28 protein-coding genes are annotated in these 14815 nt (G+C 38.7%); 27 read left to right on the plus strand and 1 reads right to left on the minus strand.

The annotated features are described in order from the left end of the window. The 26 genes from rplW to rplQ all read left to right on the plus strand — a co-directional run bounded on the left by rplW (position 1) and on the right by rplQ (position 12782). Entirely contained in the window at positions 1-291 is a 291-nt protein-coding gene (gene rplW, locus ASG01_RS06790; protein ID WP_055861760.1) for a 50S ribosomal protein L23, read from the plus strand. Between the two features lie 80 nt (positions 292-371). Beyond that, complete coding sequence (gene rplB, locus ASG01_RS06795; RefSeq protein ID WP_055861763.1) at positions 372-1193, plus strand: 50S ribosomal protein L2; 822 nt, start codon at positions 372-374, stop codon at positions 1191-1193. Positions 1194-1195: 2 nt separating this feature from the next. Continuing rightward, positions 1196-1474, plus strand: coding sequence for a 30S ribosomal protein S19 (gene rpsS, locus ASG01_RS06800; protein WP_055861765.1), 279 nt, complete (start codon positions 1196-1198; stop codon positions 1472-1474). A 2-nt stretch (positions 1475-1476) separates the two neighbouring features. Next, entirely contained in the window at positions 1477-1875 is a 399-nt protein-coding gene (rplV, locus tag ASG01_RS06805) for a 50S ribosomal protein L22 (RefSeq protein ID WP_055861768.1), read from the plus strand. Between the two features lie 7 nt (positions 1876-1882). Then, a complete protein-coding gene (gene rpsC, locus ASG01_RS06810; RefSeq protein ID WP_055861771.1) occupies positions 1883-2638 on the plus strand; it encodes a 30S ribosomal protein S3 in 756 nt (251 codons plus the stop codon). A 78-nt stretch (positions 2639-2716) separates the two neighbouring features. Beyond that, complete coding sequence (gene rplP / locus ASG01_RS06815) at positions 2717-3142, plus strand: 50S ribosomal protein L16 (protein ID WP_055861772.1); 426 nt, start codon at positions 2717-2719, stop codon at positions 3140-3142. A gap of 12 nt (positions 3143-3154) precedes the next feature. Further along, positions 3155-3343, plus strand: coding sequence for a 50S ribosomal protein L29 (gene rpmC / locus ASG01_RS06820; RefSeq protein ID WP_055861776.1), 189 nt, complete (start codon positions 3155-3157; stop codon positions 3341-3343). A gap of 11 nt (positions 3344-3354) precedes the next feature. Continuing rightward, positions 3355-3612 carry a 30S ribosomal protein S17 gene (gene rpsQ, locus ASG01_RS06825; RefSeq protein ID WP_052186088.1) on the plus strand — a complete coding sequence of 86 codons (258 nt, stop codon included), beginning with the start codon at positions 3355-3357 and terminating at the stop codon, positions 3610-3612. Continuing rightward, positions 3612-3980 (plus strand): 50S ribosomal protein L14, encoded by a 369-nt coding sequence (rplN, locus tag ASG01_RS06830; RefSeq protein ID WP_034684837.1) that lies wholly within the window; start codon positions 3612-3614, stop codon positions 3978-3980. Before rpsQ ends, rplN begins: the two co-directional genes overlap by 1 nt. 17 nt (positions 3981-3997) lie before the next feature. After that, on the plus strand, positions 3998-4324 hold the full coding sequence (rplX, locus tag ASG01_RS06835; protein ID WP_055861779.1) for a 50S ribosomal protein L24: 327 nt from the start codon (positions 3998-4000) through the stop codon (positions 4322-4324). 11 nt (positions 4325-4335) lie between these two features. Then, complete coding sequence (gene rplE, locus ASG01_RS06840) at positions 4336-4887, plus strand: 50S ribosomal protein L5 (protein WP_055861781.1); 552 nt, start codon at positions 4336-4338, stop codon at positions 4885-4887. A gap of 3 nt (positions 4888-4890) precedes the next feature. After that, positions 4891-5160 (plus strand): 30S ribosomal protein S14, encoded by a 270-nt coding sequence (rpsN, locus tag ASG01_RS06845; protein WP_047442254.1) that lies wholly within the window; start codon positions 4891-4893, stop codon positions 5158-5160. Between the two features lie 148 nt (positions 5161-5308). Beyond that, the gene (rpsH, locus tag ASG01_RS06850; RefSeq protein ID WP_055861784.1) at positions 5309-5707 is read left to right on the plus strand and encodes a 30S ribosomal protein S8; all 399 of its coding nucleotides are present in this window, start codon (positions 5309-5311) and stop codon (positions 5705-5707) included. Positions 5708-5724: 17 nt separating this feature from the next. Beyond that, entirely contained in the window at positions 5725-6270 is a 546-nt protein-coding gene (rplF, locus tag ASG01_RS06855) for a 50S ribosomal protein L6 (RefSeq protein WP_055861787.1), read from the plus strand. Positions 6271-6284: 14 nt separating this feature from the next. Further along, complete coding sequence (gene rplR, locus ASG01_RS06860) at positions 6285-6638, plus strand: 50S ribosomal protein L18 (RefSeq protein ID WP_055861790.1); 354 nt, start codon at positions 6285-6287, stop codon at positions 6636-6638. Positions 6639-6657: 19 nt separating this feature from the next. Next, positions 6658-7179 (plus strand): 30S ribosomal protein S5, encoded by a 522-nt coding sequence (gene rpsE / locus ASG01_RS06865; protein WP_055861793.1) that lies wholly within the window; start codon positions 6658-6660, stop codon positions 7177-7179. 10 nt (positions 7180-7189) lie between these two features. Continuing rightward, a complete protein-coding gene (gene rpmD / locus ASG01_RS06870) occupies positions 7190-7366 on the plus strand; it encodes a 50S ribosomal protein L30 (protein WP_007839493.1) in 177 nt (58 codons plus the stop codon). Between the two features lie 97 nt (positions 7367-7463). Further along, positions 7464-7913 (plus strand): 50S ribosomal protein L15, encoded by a 450-nt coding sequence (gene rplO / locus ASG01_RS06875; RefSeq protein ID WP_055861796.1) that lies wholly within the window; start codon positions 7464-7466, stop codon positions 7911-7913. 9 nt (positions 7914-7922) lie between these two features. Then, positions 7923-9302 (plus strand): preprotein translocase subunit SecY, encoded by a 1380-nt coding sequence (gene secY, locus ASG01_RS06880; RefSeq protein WP_055861799.1) that lies wholly within the window; start codon positions 7923-7925, stop codon positions 9300-9302. 3 nt (positions 9303-9305) lie between these two features. Then, the gene (infA, locus tag ASG01_RS06885; RefSeq protein WP_055861802.1) at positions 9306-9521 is read left to right on the plus strand and encodes a translation initiation factor IF-1; all 216 of its coding nucleotides are present in this window, start codon (positions 9306-9308) and stop codon (positions 9519-9521) included. 171 nt (positions 9522-9692) lie between these two features. Continuing rightward, positions 9693-9809: a 50S ribosomal protein L36 gene (gene rpmJ / locus ASG01_RS15685; RefSeq protein WP_007839480.1), complete on the plus strand. Its 117-nt coding sequence runs from the start codon at positions 9693-9695 to the stop codon at positions 9807-9809. Between the two features lie 3 nt (positions 9810-9812). Next, positions 9813-10190 carry a 30S ribosomal protein S13 gene (gene rpsM / locus ASG01_RS06890; protein WP_050378498.1) on the plus strand — a complete coding sequence of 126 codons (378 nt, stop codon included), beginning with the start codon at positions 9813-9815 and terminating at the stop codon, positions 10188-10190. Between the two features lie 12 nt (positions 10191-10202). After that, on the plus strand, positions 10203-10592 hold the full coding sequence (rpsK, locus tag ASG01_RS06895; RefSeq protein ID WP_034756441.1) for a 30S ribosomal protein S11: 390 nt from the start codon (positions 10203-10205) through the stop codon (positions 10590-10592). Positions 10593-10611: 19 nt separating this feature from the next. Further along, a complete protein-coding gene (gene rpsD / locus ASG01_RS06900) occupies positions 10612-11220 on the plus strand; it encodes a 30S ribosomal protein S4 (RefSeq protein WP_055861803.1) in 609 nt (202 codons plus the stop codon). Positions 11221-11252: 32 nt separating this feature from the next. Next, positions 11253-12248: a DNA-directed RNA polymerase subunit alpha gene (locus tag ASG01_RS06905; protein ID WP_055861806.1), complete on the plus strand. Its 996-nt coding sequence runs from the start codon at positions 11253-11255 to the stop codon at positions 12246-12248. Between the two features lie 6 nt (positions 12249-12254). Beyond that, the gene (rplQ, locus tag ASG01_RS06910; RefSeq protein ID WP_055861808.1) at positions 12255-12782 is read left to right on the plus strand and encodes a 50S ribosomal protein L17; all 528 of its coding nucleotides are present in this window, start codon (positions 12255-12257) and stop codon (positions 12780-12782) included. A gap of 58 nt (positions 12783-12840) precedes the next feature. On the opposite strand, the gene ASG01_RS06915 is transcribed toward rplQ, so the two are convergent. After that, positions 12841-13263, minus strand: a complete 423-nt coding sequence (locus tag ASG01_RS06915) for a hypothetical protein (RefSeq protein ID WP_055861811.1) — start codon at positions 13261-13263, stop codon at positions 12841-12843. Between the two features lie 217 nt (positions 13264-13480). On the opposite strand from ASG01_RS06915, the gene eno reads away from it, so the two are divergent. Further along, positions 13481-14773, plus strand: a complete 1293-nt coding sequence (gene eno / locus ASG01_RS06920) for a phosphopyruvate hydratase (RefSeq protein WP_055861814.1) — start codon at positions 13481-13483, stop codon at positions 14771-14773. Positions 14774-14815 lie beyond the last annotated feature (42 nt).

A 14815-nucleotide genomic window follows, 5' to 3' on the forward strand; every position in this document is an offset into this window, starting at 1 on the left:
ATGTCTATTATTATTAAACCAGTGATCTCCGAGAAGGCTAATTACCTTACAGATCTAAGAGGTACTTATTCTTTCTTAGTAAATCCTAAGGCGAATAAAATCCAGATTAAGAATGCTGTGGAAGCAGCTTACGGTGTAAAGGTAGCAGACGTTAATACAATGATTTATGCTCCGAAGGTTTCTTCGAAATACACTAAGAAAGGTCTCCAGGTAGGAAAGACCAACAAACTGAAAAAAGCGGTTATCAAACTTGCTGAAGGCGAGGTTATCGATATTTTCGCTACAAACTAAAAAAGGCAAAATGCGGAAAGTGCCTGCGGATGCAGATACGGGAAGCTTTAGCAATACAACAATCTTATTAAATAATAGTAATGTCTGTTAGAAAATTAAAACCTATCACCCCAGGACAGAGATTCAGAGTTGTAAATAACTTTGAGGAAATTACTACCAACAAACCAGAGAAGTCTCTAACAGTTGGTATTAAAAAGTCAGGTGGACGTAACCAAACGGGTAAAATGACCATGCGTTACACCGGAGGTGGACACAAAAAGAAATACAGAATTATCGACTTCAAAAGAAACAAGCATGATGTTGAAGCGACGGTAAAAACTGTAGAATATGATCCGAACAGAACTGCTTTCATCGCATTGGTGGAATATGCAGACGGAGAGAAGAGATATATCATCGCTCCAAACGGTATCAAAGTAGACCAGAAGATTATCTCTGGCGAAAGCGTAGAGCCGAATGTAGGTAACGCAATGAAATTGAAGAACATCCCATTGGGTACTGTGATTTCTTGTGTAGAGATGAAGCCTGGCCAAGGTGCTATTTTGGCAAGAAGCGCAGGATCTTCAGCTCAGCTTACTTCCAGAGACGGTAAATATGCAATCATCAAACTTCCTTCAGGAGAATCTAGAATGATTCTTACTGAGTGTTTTGCAATGATCGGATCGGTTTCTAACTCTGATCATCAGCTTACTGTTTCAGGTAAAGCAGGTAGAAGCAGATGGTTGGGTAGAAGACCTAGAACAAGACCGGTAGTAATGAACCCTGTAGATCACCCAATGGGTGGTGGTGAAGGACGTTCTTCCGGAGGTCACCCAAGATCTAGAAACGGTATGCCAGCTAAAGGTTACAAAACCAGAAAGAAAAACAAAGCGTCTAACCGTCATATCATATCTAAACGTAAATAATTATGGCAAGATCACTTAAAAAAGGACCATTCATTCATCATACTTTAGATAAGAAGGTTCAGGCAAATGTAGAGTCTGGTAAGAAGACAGTAATCAAAACTTGGTCTAGAGCGTCTATGATCTCTCCAGACTTTGTAGGACAAACCATCGCAGTGCACAACGGGAAATCTTTTATCCCGGTTTATGTTACAGAAAACATGGTAGGTCACAAGCTAGGCGAATTTTCTCCAACAAGATCTTTCAGAGGTCATGGTGGTAACAAAAACAAAGGAAGCAGATAATCATGGGTTCAAGAAAAAGAGAAAGTGCATTAGCACGTAAATTAACAAATCAGGATGTAGTGAAAGCACTGCACAACGATTGCCCTTCTTCACCAAGAAAAATGAGATTGGTTGCTGATATCATCAGAGGTGTAGAAGTAGATAAAGCTTTGGCTATCCTTAAGTTTTCTAAAAAAGATGCTTCAAACAAATTGGAGAAAGTATTACTTTCTGCAATGGCAAACTGGCAGCTGAAGAACGAAGGTGCTGATATTGAAGAAGCAAATCTTATCGTAAAAGAAATTTTTGTAGACAGTGCAAGACAATTAAAGAGACTGAGACCTGCACCACAAGGTAGAGGGCACAGAATCAGAAAAAGATCAAACCACATTACATTAATCTTAGGTAATAAAGAAATTTAATCAAGGTATGGGACAGAAGACAAATCCAATTGGTAACAGACTAGGTATCATCAGAGGATGGGATTCTAACTGGTTTGGTGGTAAAGATTATGGAGACAGAATCGCTGAAGACTACAAAATCAGAAGATACCTTGAGGCAAGATTATCTAAAGGTGGGATTTCAAAAATCTATATTGAAAGAACATTAAAATTAGTAACCGTAACGATCACTACTGCAAGACCAGGATTGATCATCGGTAAAGGAGGACAGGAAGTTGACAAGTTAAAAGAAGAATTGAAGAAACTTACAGGTAAGGATATTCAAATCAATATTTTCGAAATCAAAAGACCAGAGCTTGATGCAGTACTTGTTGCAGACAGCATTGCCAAGCAAATCGAAAACCGTATCTCTTACAGAAGAGCTGTAAAAATGGCGATCGCTTCATCTATGAGAATGGGTGCAGAAGGTATCAAAGTACAGATCTCTGGTAGATTAAACGGTGCTGAGATGGCAAGATCTGAGAACTTCAAAGACGGAAGGATCCCATTGTCTACCTTCAGAGCAGATATCGATTATCATATCGGTGAAGCTTTGACGCAGTACGGTAAACTGGGTGTGAAAGTTTGGATCATGAAGGGAGAAGTTTACGGTAAGAGAGATCTTATGCCTTTAGTAGGACAACAGAAGAAAGGAGGTCCTTCAGGTGGTGGTAACCGTGACAGAGAAAGAGGCGGTGACAGAGACAACAGAGGAGGCGACAGAAAACCAAGAAGAAATAATTAATAAAATTTTAGAGGATAGTTTTTAAATGACCGTTACTTTTTTAAAATCTAAATTCTAAAATCTAAAATTTAAGAAATTATGTTACAACCAAAAAGAACCAAATTCCGTAGAGTTCACAAGATGAAGATGAAGGGGATTGCCCAGAGAGGGAATCAACTTGCCTACGGAACTTTCGGCATCAAAGCTACAGAAGGCGCTTGGATTACTGCTAGACAGATCGAAGCTGCTCGTATCGCTGCGACAAGATATATGAAAAGAGAAGGTCAGCTGTGGATCAAAATATTCCCGGATAAGCCGATTACCAAAAAACCTGCAGAAGTACGTATGGGTAAAGGTAAAGGTGCTGTAGAATATTGGGTAGCCGTAGTGAAGCCTGGTAAAATAATGTTTGAAGTAGGAGGTGTGCCTTACGAGATCGCTAAGGAAGCTCTTAGACTTGCGGCACAGAAACTACCAATCGTTACCAAATTTGTAGTGGCCAACGATTTTGTTAAACCTCTTTAATCTCTGAATACAATGAAAAACGCTGAAATTAAAAATCTAAGCACTGAAGATGTTCAGGCAAAATTAGCTGAAGCTAAAGCACAGTTTTCTAAAATGAAACTTGCGCACAAGATCAGCCCGCTTGAAAATCCTATTCAAATCAGAGATTTGAGAAAGACGATCGCAAGACTAAACACGCAAGTAACTAACAAACAACAATAAGATTTTCATAGATTATGGAAAGAAACTTAAGAAAAGAGAGAATCGGAATAGTTTCCAGCAATAAAATGGAAAAGACCATTGTTGTAAGTGAGACTACGCGAGTAAAGCACCCGATGTACGGTAAATTCGTTCTTAAAACGAAAAAATATACTGCACACGACGAGAATAACGAATGCACAGAAGGTGATACAGTTCTTATCCAAGAAACTAGGCCTATGAGCAAGAGTAAGAGATGGAGATTAGTAAGAATTATTGAAAAAGCTAAGTAATGTTACAAACAGAATCAAGATTAAAAGTTGCTGATAACACAGGTGCCAAAGAGGTACTCGTAATCAGAGTTCTGGGTGGTACCAGAAGAAGATATGCTTCAGTTGGTGATAAGATCGTAGTTACTATCAAAGATTCTACACCATCAGGAAACGCTAAAAAAGGTCAGGTATCTAAAGCGGTAGTAGTAAGAACAAAAAAAGCAGTAAGAAGAAAAGATGGCTCGTACATCAAATTTGAAGACAACGCTTGTGTTTTGCTAAACGCTGGAGGAGAAATGAGAGGAACACGTGTTTTCGGACCGGTTGCCAGAGAATTGAGAGACAAAGAATATATGAAAATCATTTCATTAGCTCCTGAAGTACTTTAATATTTAAAAGAAAGAAAATGTCAAAGTTAAAAATAAAAAGAGGAGATAACGTAATCGTAACTACCGGTAAGAAAGGTCTTAAAGGTAGCACAGGTGAAGTTATTGAGGTGATCAAAAAAGAAGGTAGAGACCCAAGAGTAATTGTTGCAGGACTGAACATCGTGAAAAAGCACGTGAAGCCTTCAGCGCAGAATCCGCAGGGAGGAATTACTGAGAAGGAAGCTTCTATTCATATCTCAAATGTAGCTTTAGTAGACAAAGACGGTAAAGCTATCAAAATCGGTTTCAAAATCGATGGAGACAAGAAAGTAAGAGTTAACAAAAAAACGGGTGAATCTTTATAATTTTAAATAACATGGAATATATAGCAAGACCCAAAAAAGCATATAAAGATACGATTGTTCCTGCAATGATGGAAGAATTCGGATACAAATCTGTAATGCAGGTGCCAAGACTTGAGAAAATTATTTTGTCTCAAGGTTTAGGTGATGCTACGGCAGATAAGAAAATCATCGATTATGCTGTAGAAGAACTTACAAACATCACTGGTCAAAAAGCGGTAGGTACGATCTCTAAGAAAGATGAGGCTGCTTTTAAACTGAGAAAAGGGATGCCTGTAGGTGCAAAAGTTACTCTTAGAGCAAACAAAATGTATGAGTTCCTAGACCGATTAACGTCTTCAGCTTTGCCACGTATCAGAGATTTCTCTGGTATCAAAGCAGACGGTTTCGACGGTAGAGGAAACTACAACCTTGGTATTACTGAGCAGATCATCTTCCCGGAAATCGTTATCGACAAAGTGAAGAAAATTCAGGGTATGGATATTACATTCGTTACTACTGCAAAGACAGATAAAGAAGCTAAAGCATTATTAACCCACTTCGGTTTACCGTTCAAAAAGAACTAAGAAATGGCTAAAGAATCAATGAAAGCGCGTGAGCGCAAAAGAGAAGCTACTGTAGCAAAATATGCTGAGAAGAGAAAAGCTCTTAAAGAAGCAGGTGATTACGAAGGACTTCAAAAATTGCCAAAAAATGCTTCTCCTGTAAGATTACACAACAGATGTAAACTAACAGGCAGACCTAGAGGATATATGAGAACGTTCGGAATTTCCAGAGTAACTTTCAGAGAAATGGCAAACAACGGTCTTATCCCAGGTGTAAAAAAAGCCAGCTGGTAATTTAATTACACATTAAAAATCGGGACAATTAAGTTGTCTGGAAACTAAAGAAATAAATATCAGACCTAAGTTTTTCTGAAGTCTGATATTTTAATCTTCAAGTCCTTTCAATACTGACTGTTCTTTAACCAATAATTTAAAATAAGAAATGGTAACAGATCCAATTTCAGATTTCCTAACTAGAGTAAGGAACGCACAAAGCGCAGGCCACAAAGTGGTGGAAATTCCTGCATCGAAAATCAAAAAAGAGCTTACAAAGATTTTATTCGAGCAAGGCTACATCTTAAACTACAAGTTTGAAGATAACGCTGTACAGGGTAACATCAAAATCGCTCTTAAGTATGACAAGCAGACAAACAAACCAGCAATCAAATCTATCCAGAGAGCTTCAAGACCAGGTCTACGTCAGTACAAAGGTTCTACAGAACTTCCAAGAGTACTGAACGGTTTGGGCGTAGCGATCATCTCTACTTCTAGAGGAGTGATGACTGATAAGAAAGCTAGAGAAGAGAAAGTAGGTGGTGAAGTAATTTGCTATGTTTATTAATTTTTAATCAAAGGAAAATGTCAAGAATTGGTAAAGCAATTATAACAGTTCCAGCCGGGATTACAGTATCTGAAAAAGATGGTGTAGTTACCGTAAAAGGCCCAAAGGGAGAACTTTCTCAGGAGCTTAAAGATGGAATTACTTTAGAACAGAATGATGGCGTGCTGACTTTCAGCAGACCGTCTGATTCTAAACAGCACAGAGCCCTACACGGTCTTTACCGTGCGTTGGTCAATAACATGATCTTAGGTGTGGCTAGCGGTTTCGAAAAGAAACTGGAACTAGTGGGAGTAGGTTACAGAGCATCACACGCAGGTCAAAAACTTGAGTTGGCTTTAGGTTTCTCTCACGGTATCGTACTGGAACTTCCTGGTGAAGTGAAAGTTGATACATTGACTGAAAAAGGTAAAAACCCTATTATTACTTTGTCGTCTCACGACAAACAACTTCTTGGGATGGTAGCGGCGAAAATCCGTTCATTCAGAAAGCCTGAACCTTACAAAGGAAAAGGTGTGAGATTCGTTGGAGAAATTGTTAGACGTAAAGCTGGTAAATCTGCTTAATAAAAATTAAGAAAATGGCACTAAGTAAATTAGAAAAAAGAATAAGAATAAAAAGAAGAGTGAGAGGAAAAATCTCAGGTTCTTCTGAATTGCCAAGATTATCGGTTTATAAGAGTAATAAGGAAATTTACGCTCAGTTAATCGACGATAAAGACGGTAAAACTTTAGCATCAGCTTCTTCAAGAGAGAAAGGCGTAGATGCGAACGGTACAAAAAGTGAAGTTTCTGCTGCTGTAGGTAAAGCAATCGCTGCCAAAGCTCTTGCTGCAGGAATCGAAAATATTGTGTTTGACAGAAACGGTTTTGTGTACCACGGTAGAGTGAAAGCTCTTGCTGACGGTGCGAGAGAAGGCGGACTTAAATTCTAATCATTAAATTTCGGAAAATATGTTAGGACTAGATAATATAGAAAGAGTAAAACCGGGAGGATTAGAATTAAAAGATCGTCTCGTATCCGTAAACAGGGTAACAAAAGTAACTAAAGGAGGTAGAGCTTTCGGTTTTTCTGCAATTGTAGTTGTAGGAGATGAAGCTGGTACGATCGGTTTTGGTTTGGGAAAATCTAAGGAAGTTGCCTCTGCAATCGCTAAGGCGGTAGAAGATGCAAAGAAAAACTTGGTAAAAGTTCCTGTAATGAACCACACCATTCCTCACCAGACATCAGCAAGATATGGTGGTGCAGATATCTTCATGAGACCAGCTTCTCACGGTACAGGTCTTATTGCCGGTGGTGCAGTAAGAGCGGTATTAGAGTCTGCAGGGATTCATGACATCCTTTCAAAATCTAAAGGTTCTTCTAACCCGCACAATGTGGTGAAAGCTACTTTCAAAGCGTTGTTGGATATCAGAAGACCAGAAGAGATTGCAAGAATGAGAGGAGTTTCTCTAAGTAAAGTGTTTAACGGTTAATATTACAACAATGGCTACAATCAAAGTAAAACAAGTAAGAAGCGCTATTGGAAGAACAAAAACCCAAAAGAGAACGCTTGAAGCATTAGGATTTAAGAAACTTCACCAAGTGGTAGAGCACGAAGCTACTCCTTCTATCTTAGGAATGATCGCTGCGGTAAGTCACTTACTGGAAGTTCAGAAATAATTAAAAATTCAAAGATTAAAAGATTAAATTATTCTTTCTATTTTAGCCGGAATTTTTTAATCTTTAATTTATTTAATCTTTAAATCAATAACAAAAAATGAATTTAAACAATATAAAGCCGGCTGCAGGATCTACATTCAGTTCAAAAAGAATCGGTAGAGGACAGGGTAGCGGAAAAGGTGGTACTGCTACAAAAGGTCATAAAGGACAGAAAGCAAGAGCCGGATATTCTCAGAAGATCGGTTTCGAAGGTGGGCAGATGCCATTACAGAGAAGATTGCCGAAATTTGGTTTCAAAAACGTAAACCGTAAGGAATACCGTGCAATTAATCTTGATGATATCCAAAATCTTATCGATACAAGGTCTCTTACCGGAGATATCACAAAAGAGGTTTTGATAGAAAACGGTATGGCTTCTAAAAATGAAATGGTGAAAATTATGGGTAGAGGAGATCTGAAATCAGCGGTTTCTATCTCGGCTGACAAGTTCACTAAATCTGCTGAAGATTTGATCGCTAAAGCAGGTGGAAAAGCAATTACTCTATAATAATTACTAATGAAAGAATTTATACAAACCCTCAAAAATATTTGGAGCCTTAAGGAACTTAGAGATAAAATTATCTTTACTTTAGGGATCATTCTTGTGTATAGATTCGCATCTTTCATCTCTCTGCCGGCAATTAATCTTGCGCAGGTGGGAGATCTCTTAGAGCATTATAAAGATCAGGGCGGTAACAAGCAGGGAGCAGGTCTCCTTGGCTTGCTTTCGTCGTTTACAGGTGGGGCGTTCAGTCATGCATCTGTGATGGCGTTAGGTATCATGCCTTATATCTCCGCATCAATCATTGTACAGCTGATGGGTATGGCAATCCCATATCTTCAGAAGTTACAGAAAGATGGGGAATCTGGTAGAAATACGTTGAATCAGATCACGCGTTGGCTTACCATCGGAGTCTGTCTTGTGCAGGCGCCGTCGTATCTTACGTCGATCACTCAGCTGTTTTTACCTTATGCTCAGTTTCAGTCTGCTTATTTTGTAGATCCAAATTCCATTATGTTCTGGTTGCCAAGTATTGTAATCTTGGTGGCAGGATCTGTATTTGCGATGTGGCTTGGTGAGAAAATTACCGATAAAGGAATAGGAAACGGTATTTCTATTTTGATTATGGTAGGTATTCTATCAAGACTTCCGGAAGCATTCGTGCAGGAAATCGCGGTACAAAACGGTAAAGGAGGTTTGGGTTCTATCATGATTTTGGTAGAAGTCATTTTCTGGATGCTGGTAGTACTTCTCGCAGTCGTATTATCTGTTGCTGTAAGAAAAATACCAATTCAGTATGTAAGCAGAGCTCAGGCAAGGGGAGGTGTAAATAGAAATCTCATGCAGGGAGCAAGACAGTGGATTCCGCTAAAAGTAAATGCAGCCGGTGTAATGCCGATCATCTTTGCTCAGGCACTGATGTTCGTACCTGGTTTGCTTACGAAAGTAGATGAGTCTAACACGTTTCTTGCAGGTTTCAAAAATGTATTCAGCTGGCAATACAATGTTTTGTTTGCTTTATTAATTATTATCTTCTCGTTTTTCTACACAGCGATTACCATTCCGGTAAACCAGATGGCCGATGATCTTAAGAGAAACGGCGGCTTGGTACCGAAGGTAAGACCGGGTAAAGAAACGGCTGATTATCTTGATGATATTTTATCTAAAATTACCTTGCCGGGTGCGATATTTTTATCTATCTTTGCAGTCCTTCCGGCCATAGTGCACGGAAGCCTTGTGCAGACAGATGCTTTCGCCTTATTTTTCGGCGGAACTTCGCTGCTTATTATGGTCGGGGTAGTATTAGATACGGTACAACAGATTAATACCTATCTGCTTAATCATCATTATGATGGTTTAATGCAGTCTAAATTATCAAGATCGACTGGATATTAATTTATGGCAAAACAAAAACATATTGAGCAAGACGGCGTTATTACGGAAGCACTTTCCAACGCGCAGTTTCGCGTAGAGCTAGAGAATGGGCACGTGCTTATTGCACACATCTCAGGCAAAATGAGAATGCATTACATAAAACTTTTACCTGGAGACAAGGTGAAGCTTGAAATGTCTCCCTACGATCTTACGAAGGGTAGAATCACATTCAGATATTAAGACAAAGCAAAACGCCAAATGGAGTCTCCGGATTTTCCATTTGGCTTCTGTTGCAAAACCTGCCGCCGCTGCGCTCGTGAGACAGCACCGGGACGGTGAAAAATAGTAAATATATTTCAGATATGATCTCACGATTTGATCTGGTATTTTTAAAAATATTAAATATTTCAAATGAAAGTTAGAGCATCAATTAAAAAAAGAAGTGCTGATTGCAAAATCGTTCGCAGAAAAGGCGTTCTGTTTGTAATCAACAAAAAGAACCCAAAATTTAAACAAAGACAAGGCTAAATTATGGCGAGAATTTCAGGTATTGATTTACCAAAGAACAAAAGAGGTGTTATCGGTTTAACTTATATCTACGGTATCGGAAGAAGTACTTCTTCAGAAATCCTTAAGAATGCCGGTATCAGCGAAGACAAGAAAGTCAACGAATGGAATGACGATGAATTGGCTGCAATCAGAAATTACATCACTGAAAACATTAAAGTGGAAGGTGAGCTTAGATCTGAAGTGCAATTGAACATTAAGCGATTAATGGACATAGGATGCCAACGAGGAATACGTCACAGACTAGGACTACCTTTAAGAGGCCAGAGAACGAAGAACAACTCTAGAACCCGTAAAGGAAAGAGAAAAACAGTTGCTAACAAGAAAAAGGCAAGTAAATAATCGTTAGGAATTATGGCAAAACAAACTAAAGTAGTTAAGAAAAGAAAAGTAAAAGTTGAGGCTATTGGTGAGGCGCATATTCAGGCTTCTTTCAATAACATCATCATTTCTTTAACAAATAAAGCAGGAGAAGTTATCTCTTGGGCTTCTGCCGGTAAAATGGGTTTCAGAGGTTCTAAAAAGAATACTCCGTTTGCTGCTCAGATGGCAGCAGAAAATTGCTCTACAGTAGCTCACGAAGCGGGTCTTAGAAGAGTAAAGGTGTATGTGAAAGGTCCTGGTGCAGGTAGAGAATCTGCTATCAGAACTATTCACAATTCAGGTATTGAAGTAAGCGAGATCATCGATGTTACTCCTATGCCACACAATGGATGCAGACCACCGAAAAGAAGAAGAGTTTAATTTTTAGAATTTACCCAGTATGGCAAGATATATAGGTCCTAAAACAAAAATCGCGAGAAAGTTTGGTGCTGCGATTTATGGAGACGACAAAAACTTCGAAAGAAGAAAAAACCAACCGCCAGGACAACATGGCGTTAACAAAAGAAGAGGAGCAAAGAAATCTGAATATGCTGTCCAGCTAATGGAGAAGCAGAAAGCTAAATATACTTATGGTATTTTAGAAAGACAATTTGCAAACCTTTTCGAAAAAGCACACAGAAGTAAAGGGGTAACCGGTGAAGTACTTTTGCAGCTTTGCGAATCTAGACTGGATAATGTAGTGTACAGATTTGGTTTTTCTAAGACCAGAGCAGGTGCAAGACAGTTGGTTTCTCACAGACACATCACTGTGAATGGTGAGATCCTGAACATTCCTTCTTATTTGGTAAAAGCAGGAGATGTAATTGCAGTAAGAGAGAAATCTAAATCTCTTGAAGTGATTGCTGATTCTTTAGCTTCAAAAGCAAATTACGAGTGGCTACAATTCAACGATGAGAAAAAGCAAGGTACATTCGTATCTGCTCCTGAGAGAATCCAAATTCCGGAAGACATCAAGGAACAGCTTATCGTGGAACTTTACTCTAAATAATTTTTAATCAAATTTTTGCTCAACCCAATAATATGGCAATTTTACAATTCATAAAACCCGATAAAGTAATTCTACTTAACTCTGATGAATTTAAAGGTCAATTCGAATTCAGACCTTTAGAACCAGGTTTCGGGCTTACAATCGGTAATGCTTTGAGAAGAGTATTGCTTTCTTCTCTGGAAGGATACGCTATTTCATCTATCAAAATAGAAGGTGTAGAGCACGAATTTTCAACTATTCCGGGAGTAATTGAAGACGTTACCGAAATTATTCTGAACCTGAAGCAGGTAAGACTTAAAGCTACAGCAGAAAACCAGACTACAGAGCAGGTTACCGCTAAAGTTTCAGGTCAGACCGTAATCACTGCAGGTGATTTGGGCAAATCTATTAACGGTTTCGAGATTCTGAATCCTGAGCTGATGATTTGTAACCTGAATTCAGACGTTACTTTTGAGATCACTTTTAGTATAGAAAAAGGTAGAGGGTATGTGCCTTCAGACCAAAACAAATCAAACAATGCTCCTATCGGTACCATTGCTATTGATTCTATCTTTACGCCGATCAAAAAAGTACAGTATAGTATTGAAAATTACCGTGTAGAGCAAAAGACAGACTACGAAAAACTTATATTAGATATAGAAACTGACGGCTCTATCAGCCCTCAGAATGCTTTGACAGAAGCTTCGAAGATATTAATTTATCACTTCATGCTATTCTCTGATGAGAGAATCACGCTGGAGACTGAAGCTGTGAAAGCATCTATTCAATATGACGAGGAAACACTTCACACAAGACAACTTCTTAAGTCGAAATTAGCAGATATGGATCTTTCTGTAAGAGCCCTGAACTGTCTGAAAGCGGCTGAAGTAGAAACTCTGGGTGAGCTTGTTTCTTACAGTAAGTCTGATTTGATGAAATTCAGAAATTTTGGTAAAAAATCTTTGACTGAACTCGAAGAATTGGTGCATTCAAAAGGTCTTAACTTCGGTTTCGACGTTGCAAAATATAAATTAGACGCTGATAAATAATTAATAATGAGACACGGTAAAAAATTCAATCACTTAGGAAGAACGGCTTCGCACAGAAGCGCTTTGCTTTCTAACATGGCTTGTTCTCTGATTGAGCATAAAAGAATCAACACTACTGTAGCTAAAGCTAAAGCTTTAAGAGTATACGTTGAGCCTCTATTAACAAAAGCAAAAGAAGATACTACACACAACAGAAGAATAGTTTTCTCTTATCTTCAAAGTAAAGAAGCAGTTACTGAATTGTTCAGAGCTGTAGCTCCAAAAATCGCTGAAAGAAATGGCGGGTATACAAGAATCATCAAAACTGGTTTCAGACCTGGTGATGCTGCTGATACTGCGCTTATCGAATTGGTAGATTTCAACGAGCTTTACAATCCTAACGCTGAAGAGAAGAAAACAACAAGAAGAAGCAGAAGATCTGCTACAGCTACCAAGAAAGAAGCTGTTGCAACTGAAGCTCCTGTTGCAGAAGAAACGGCAGAAGCTCCAAAGGCAGAAGCTACAGATTCTACTGAAGAAAAAGCTGGAGAATAATCATTCTCTCAGATACAAAAAAAACCGCTTAGATCTCTGAGCGGTTTTTTGTTTTCAATTAAATCTTCGTCTTCTCAAGCTCGATGATATTTTTGCCTTGGTTGATGATGATACTGTCAGCTTTCACGGTTGCTTTTATATCTTCTTTCTCGTAAAGCGTTTCGTTCGGTTTTGCCGAAACTTTATCCAGAATAAAAGTTTTGTTATTATTCCTGATTGAGATCGTACGCTTTTCCGGTGTGTAATCGAAAATTACTTTTACCAAAGTGTTATCAGATGCTTTGTAGATCACATCTTTCTTAATCGTTTTTTTTCCGTCGACGTCAGTTCGGTAGGTTACGGTACTGTCTATTTCGCCATTGTCTGCAAGCACAACGGGTGTTCCATCTGCTGCCACAACGGCTTTGTTTCCGCTTTCCTGTTTGCTGCAGCTAATAATAGCAAAGCTTACTGTAAGAATTAAGACAATTTTTTTTATCATACTTTCTGATCTTTACAAACAAAAATATTAATTTTTAAACCAAAGCTGGATAAGGTTTTTGTGAATTTGATTTAAAATGAAATATTTAAATAATGAAAATCAATTTTATATATTTAATTAACTAAAATTTAACTCATATAATCTTCACAAATAGGAAGCTATCTTTCGCGTAAACTTAAAAATTAACTAAATTTGTGTACACTATAAAAAGATAAAAATGAGTTACATTTCTTACATTGAAGCGAGACAGATTCTAGATTCCCGCGGAAATCCTACAATTGAAGTTGATGTTTTCACCGAAAGTGGTGCTATGGGCCGGGCGGCCGTACCTTCCGGCGCATCTACAGGTGAGCATGAAGCGGTAGAACTTCGCGACGGTGGTGCTGCCTGGATGGGCAAAGGCGTTTCTAAAGCTGTTGAGAATGTAAGAGAAGTAATCGCACCGGAACTGGTAGGTCTCCCTGTATTTGATCAGAATTTTATTGATCAGATCATGATCGATCTAGACGGTACAAAAAATAAAGGAAATCTTGGCGCAAATGCAATTCTCGGTGTTTCTTTGGCAGCAGCAAAAGCAGCAGCAACGGAATTGAAAATGCCTTTATACAAATATGTTGGTGGCGTAAACGCAAACACACTTCCTGTTCCAATGATGAATGTAATCAATGGCGGTTCTCACTCAGATGCGCCGATCGCTTTCCAGGAATTTATGGTGATGCCGGTAAAAGCAGAATCTTTCTCTGATTCTTTAAGAAAAGGGACTGAGATTTTCCATAATTTAAAATCTATTCTTCATTCAAGAGGTTTGTCTACTGCAGTAGGTGACGAAGGTGGTTTTGCGCCAACCTTTAAAGGAACTGAAGATGCACTTGATACTTTGCTTCAGGCGATCGAAAAAGCGGGTTACAAGCCTGGCGATGATGTAATGATTGCATTAGACTGCGCCGCTTCTGAGTTTTATAAAAACGGAATTTACGATTACAGAAAATTCCAGACAGAAGATTCTGCGCAGTTCAGCAGCAGCGAGCAGGTTTCTTACCTTGCTGAATTGGCTAATAAATATCCGATTATCTCTATTGAAGACGGTATGCACGAAGATGACTGGGATGGCTGGAAAATGCTTACCGAGAAAATTGGAGACAGAGTTCAGTTGGTAGGTGATGATTTGTTTGTGACGAATGTTGAAAGACTTGCAAAAGGTGTAGAAGAAGGTATTGCGAACTCAATTTTAGTTAAAGTAAACCAGATTGGCTCACTTTCTGAAACTATGGCCGCAGTACAGATGGCTCAGCACAACAGATTCACTTCAGTAATGTCTCACAGATCTGGAGAAACTGAAGATTCAACAATTGCAGATCTTGCCGTAGCAATGAATTGCGGGCAGATCAAAACAGGTTCTGCATCGCGTTCAGACAGAATGGCGAAGTACAACCAGTTGCTGAGAATCGAGGAAGCTTTAGGAGAAACAGCCTACTTTCCAGGGATGGATGCCTTCAAAATCAAAAGATAATTGAATAAAGCAGGTAACTGTTTTCAGGTTCCTGTTTTTTGT

The sequence above is a fragment of the Chryseobacterium sp. Leaf180 genome (assembly GCF_001424585.1).
Classification (GTDB): domain Bacteria; phylum Bacteroidota; class Bacteroidia; order Flavobacteriales; family Weeksellaceae; genus Chryseobacterium.

Bases quoted from the DNA above. Each gene is read 5' to 3' on its own strand.
- rplW (WP_055861760.1), top strand. From the start codon at position 1: ATGTCTATTATTATTAAACCAGTGATCTCCGAGAAGGCTAATTACCTT.
- rplB (WP_055861763.1), top strand. From the start codon at position 372: ATGTCTGTTAGAAAATTAAAACCTATCACCCCAGGACAGAGATTCAGA.
- rpsS (WP_055861765.1), top strand. From the start codon at position 1,196: ATGGCAAGATCACTTAAAAAAGGACCATTCATTCATCATACTTTAGAT.
- rplV (WP_055861768.1), top strand. From the start codon at position 1,477: ATGGGTTCAAGAAAAAGAGAAAGTGCATTAGCACGTAAATTAACAAAT.
- rpsC (WP_055861771.1), top strand. From the start codon at position 1,883: ATGGGACAGAAGACAAATCCAATTGGTAACAGACTAGGTATCATCAGA.
- rplP (WP_055861772.1), top strand. From the start codon at position 2,717: ATGTTACAACCAAAAAGAACCAAATTCCGTAGAGTTCACAAGATGAAG.
- rpmC (WP_055861776.1), top strand. From the start codon at position 3,155: ATGAAAAACGCTGAAATTAAAAATCTAAGCACTGAAGATGTTCAGGCA.
- rplN (WP_034684837.1), top strand. From the start codon at position 3,612: ATGTTACAAACAGAATCAAGATTAAAAGTTGCTGATAACACAGGTGCC.
- rplX (WP_055861779.1), top strand. From the start codon at position 3,998: ATGTCAAAGTTAAAAATAAAAAGAGGAGATAACGTAATCGTAACTACC.
- rplE (WP_055861781.1), top strand. From the start codon at position 4,336: ATGGAATATATAGCAAGACCCAAAAAAGCATATAAAGATACGATTGTT.
- rpsN (WP_047442254.1), top strand. From the start codon at position 4,891: ATGGCTAAAGAATCAATGAAAGCGCGTGAGCGCAAAAGAGAAGCTACT.
- rpsH (WP_055861784.1), top strand. From the start codon at position 5,309: ATGGTAACAGATCCAATTTCAGATTTCCTAACTAGAGTAAGGAACGCA.
- rplF (WP_055861787.1), top strand. From the start codon at position 5,725: ATGTCAAGAATTGGTAAAGCAATTATAACAGTTCCAGCCGGGATTACA.
- rplR (WP_055861790.1), top strand. From the start codon at position 6,285: ATGGCACTAAGTAAATTAGAAAAAAGAATAAGAATAAAAAGAAGAGTG.
- rpsE (WP_055861793.1), top strand. From the start codon at position 6,658: ATGTTAGGACTAGATAATATAGAAAGAGTAAAACCGGGAGGATTAGAA.
- rpmD (WP_007839493.1), top strand. From the start codon at position 7,190: ATGGCTACAATCAAAGTAAAACAAGTAAGAAGCGCTATTGGAAGAACA.
- rplO (WP_055861796.1), top strand. From the start codon at position 7,464: ATGAATTTAAACAATATAAAGCCGGCTGCAGGATCTACATTCAGTTCA.
- secY (WP_055861799.1), top strand. From the start codon at position 7,923: ATGAAAGAATTTATACAAACCCTCAAAAATATTTGGAGCCTTAAGGAA.
- infA (WP_055861802.1), top strand. From the start codon at position 9,306: ATGGCAAAACAAAAACATATTGAGCAAGACGGCGTTATTACGGAAGCA.
- rpmJ (WP_007839480.1), top strand. From the start codon at position 9,693: ATGAAAGTTAGAGCATCAATTAAAAAAAGAAGTGCTGATTGCAAAATC.
- rpsM (WP_050378498.1), top strand. From the start codon at position 9,813: ATGGCGAGAATTTCAGGTATTGATTTACCAAAGAACAAAAGAGGTGTT.
- rpsK (WP_034756441.1), top strand. From the start codon at position 10,203: ATGGCAAAACAAACTAAAGTAGTTAAGAAAAGAAAAGTAAAAGTTGAG.
- rpsD (WP_055861803.1), top strand. From the start codon at position 10,612: ATGGCAAGATATATAGGTCCTAAAACAAAAATCGCGAGAAAGTTTGGT.
- ASG01_RS06905 (WP_055861806.1), top strand. From the start codon at position 11,253: ATGGCAATTTTACAATTCATAAAACCCGATAAAGTAATTCTACTTAAC.
- rplQ (WP_055861808.1), top strand. From the start codon at position 12,255: ATGAGACACGGTAAAAAATTCAATCACTTAGGAAGAACGGCTTCGCAC.
- ASG01_RS06915 (WP_055861811.1), bottom strand. From the start codon at position 13,263: ATGATAAAAAAAATTGTCTTAATTCTTACAGTAAGCTTTGCTATTATT.
- eno (WP_055861814.1), top strand. From the start codon at position 13,481: ATGAGTTACATTTCTTACATTGAAGCGAGACAGATTCTAGATTCCCGC.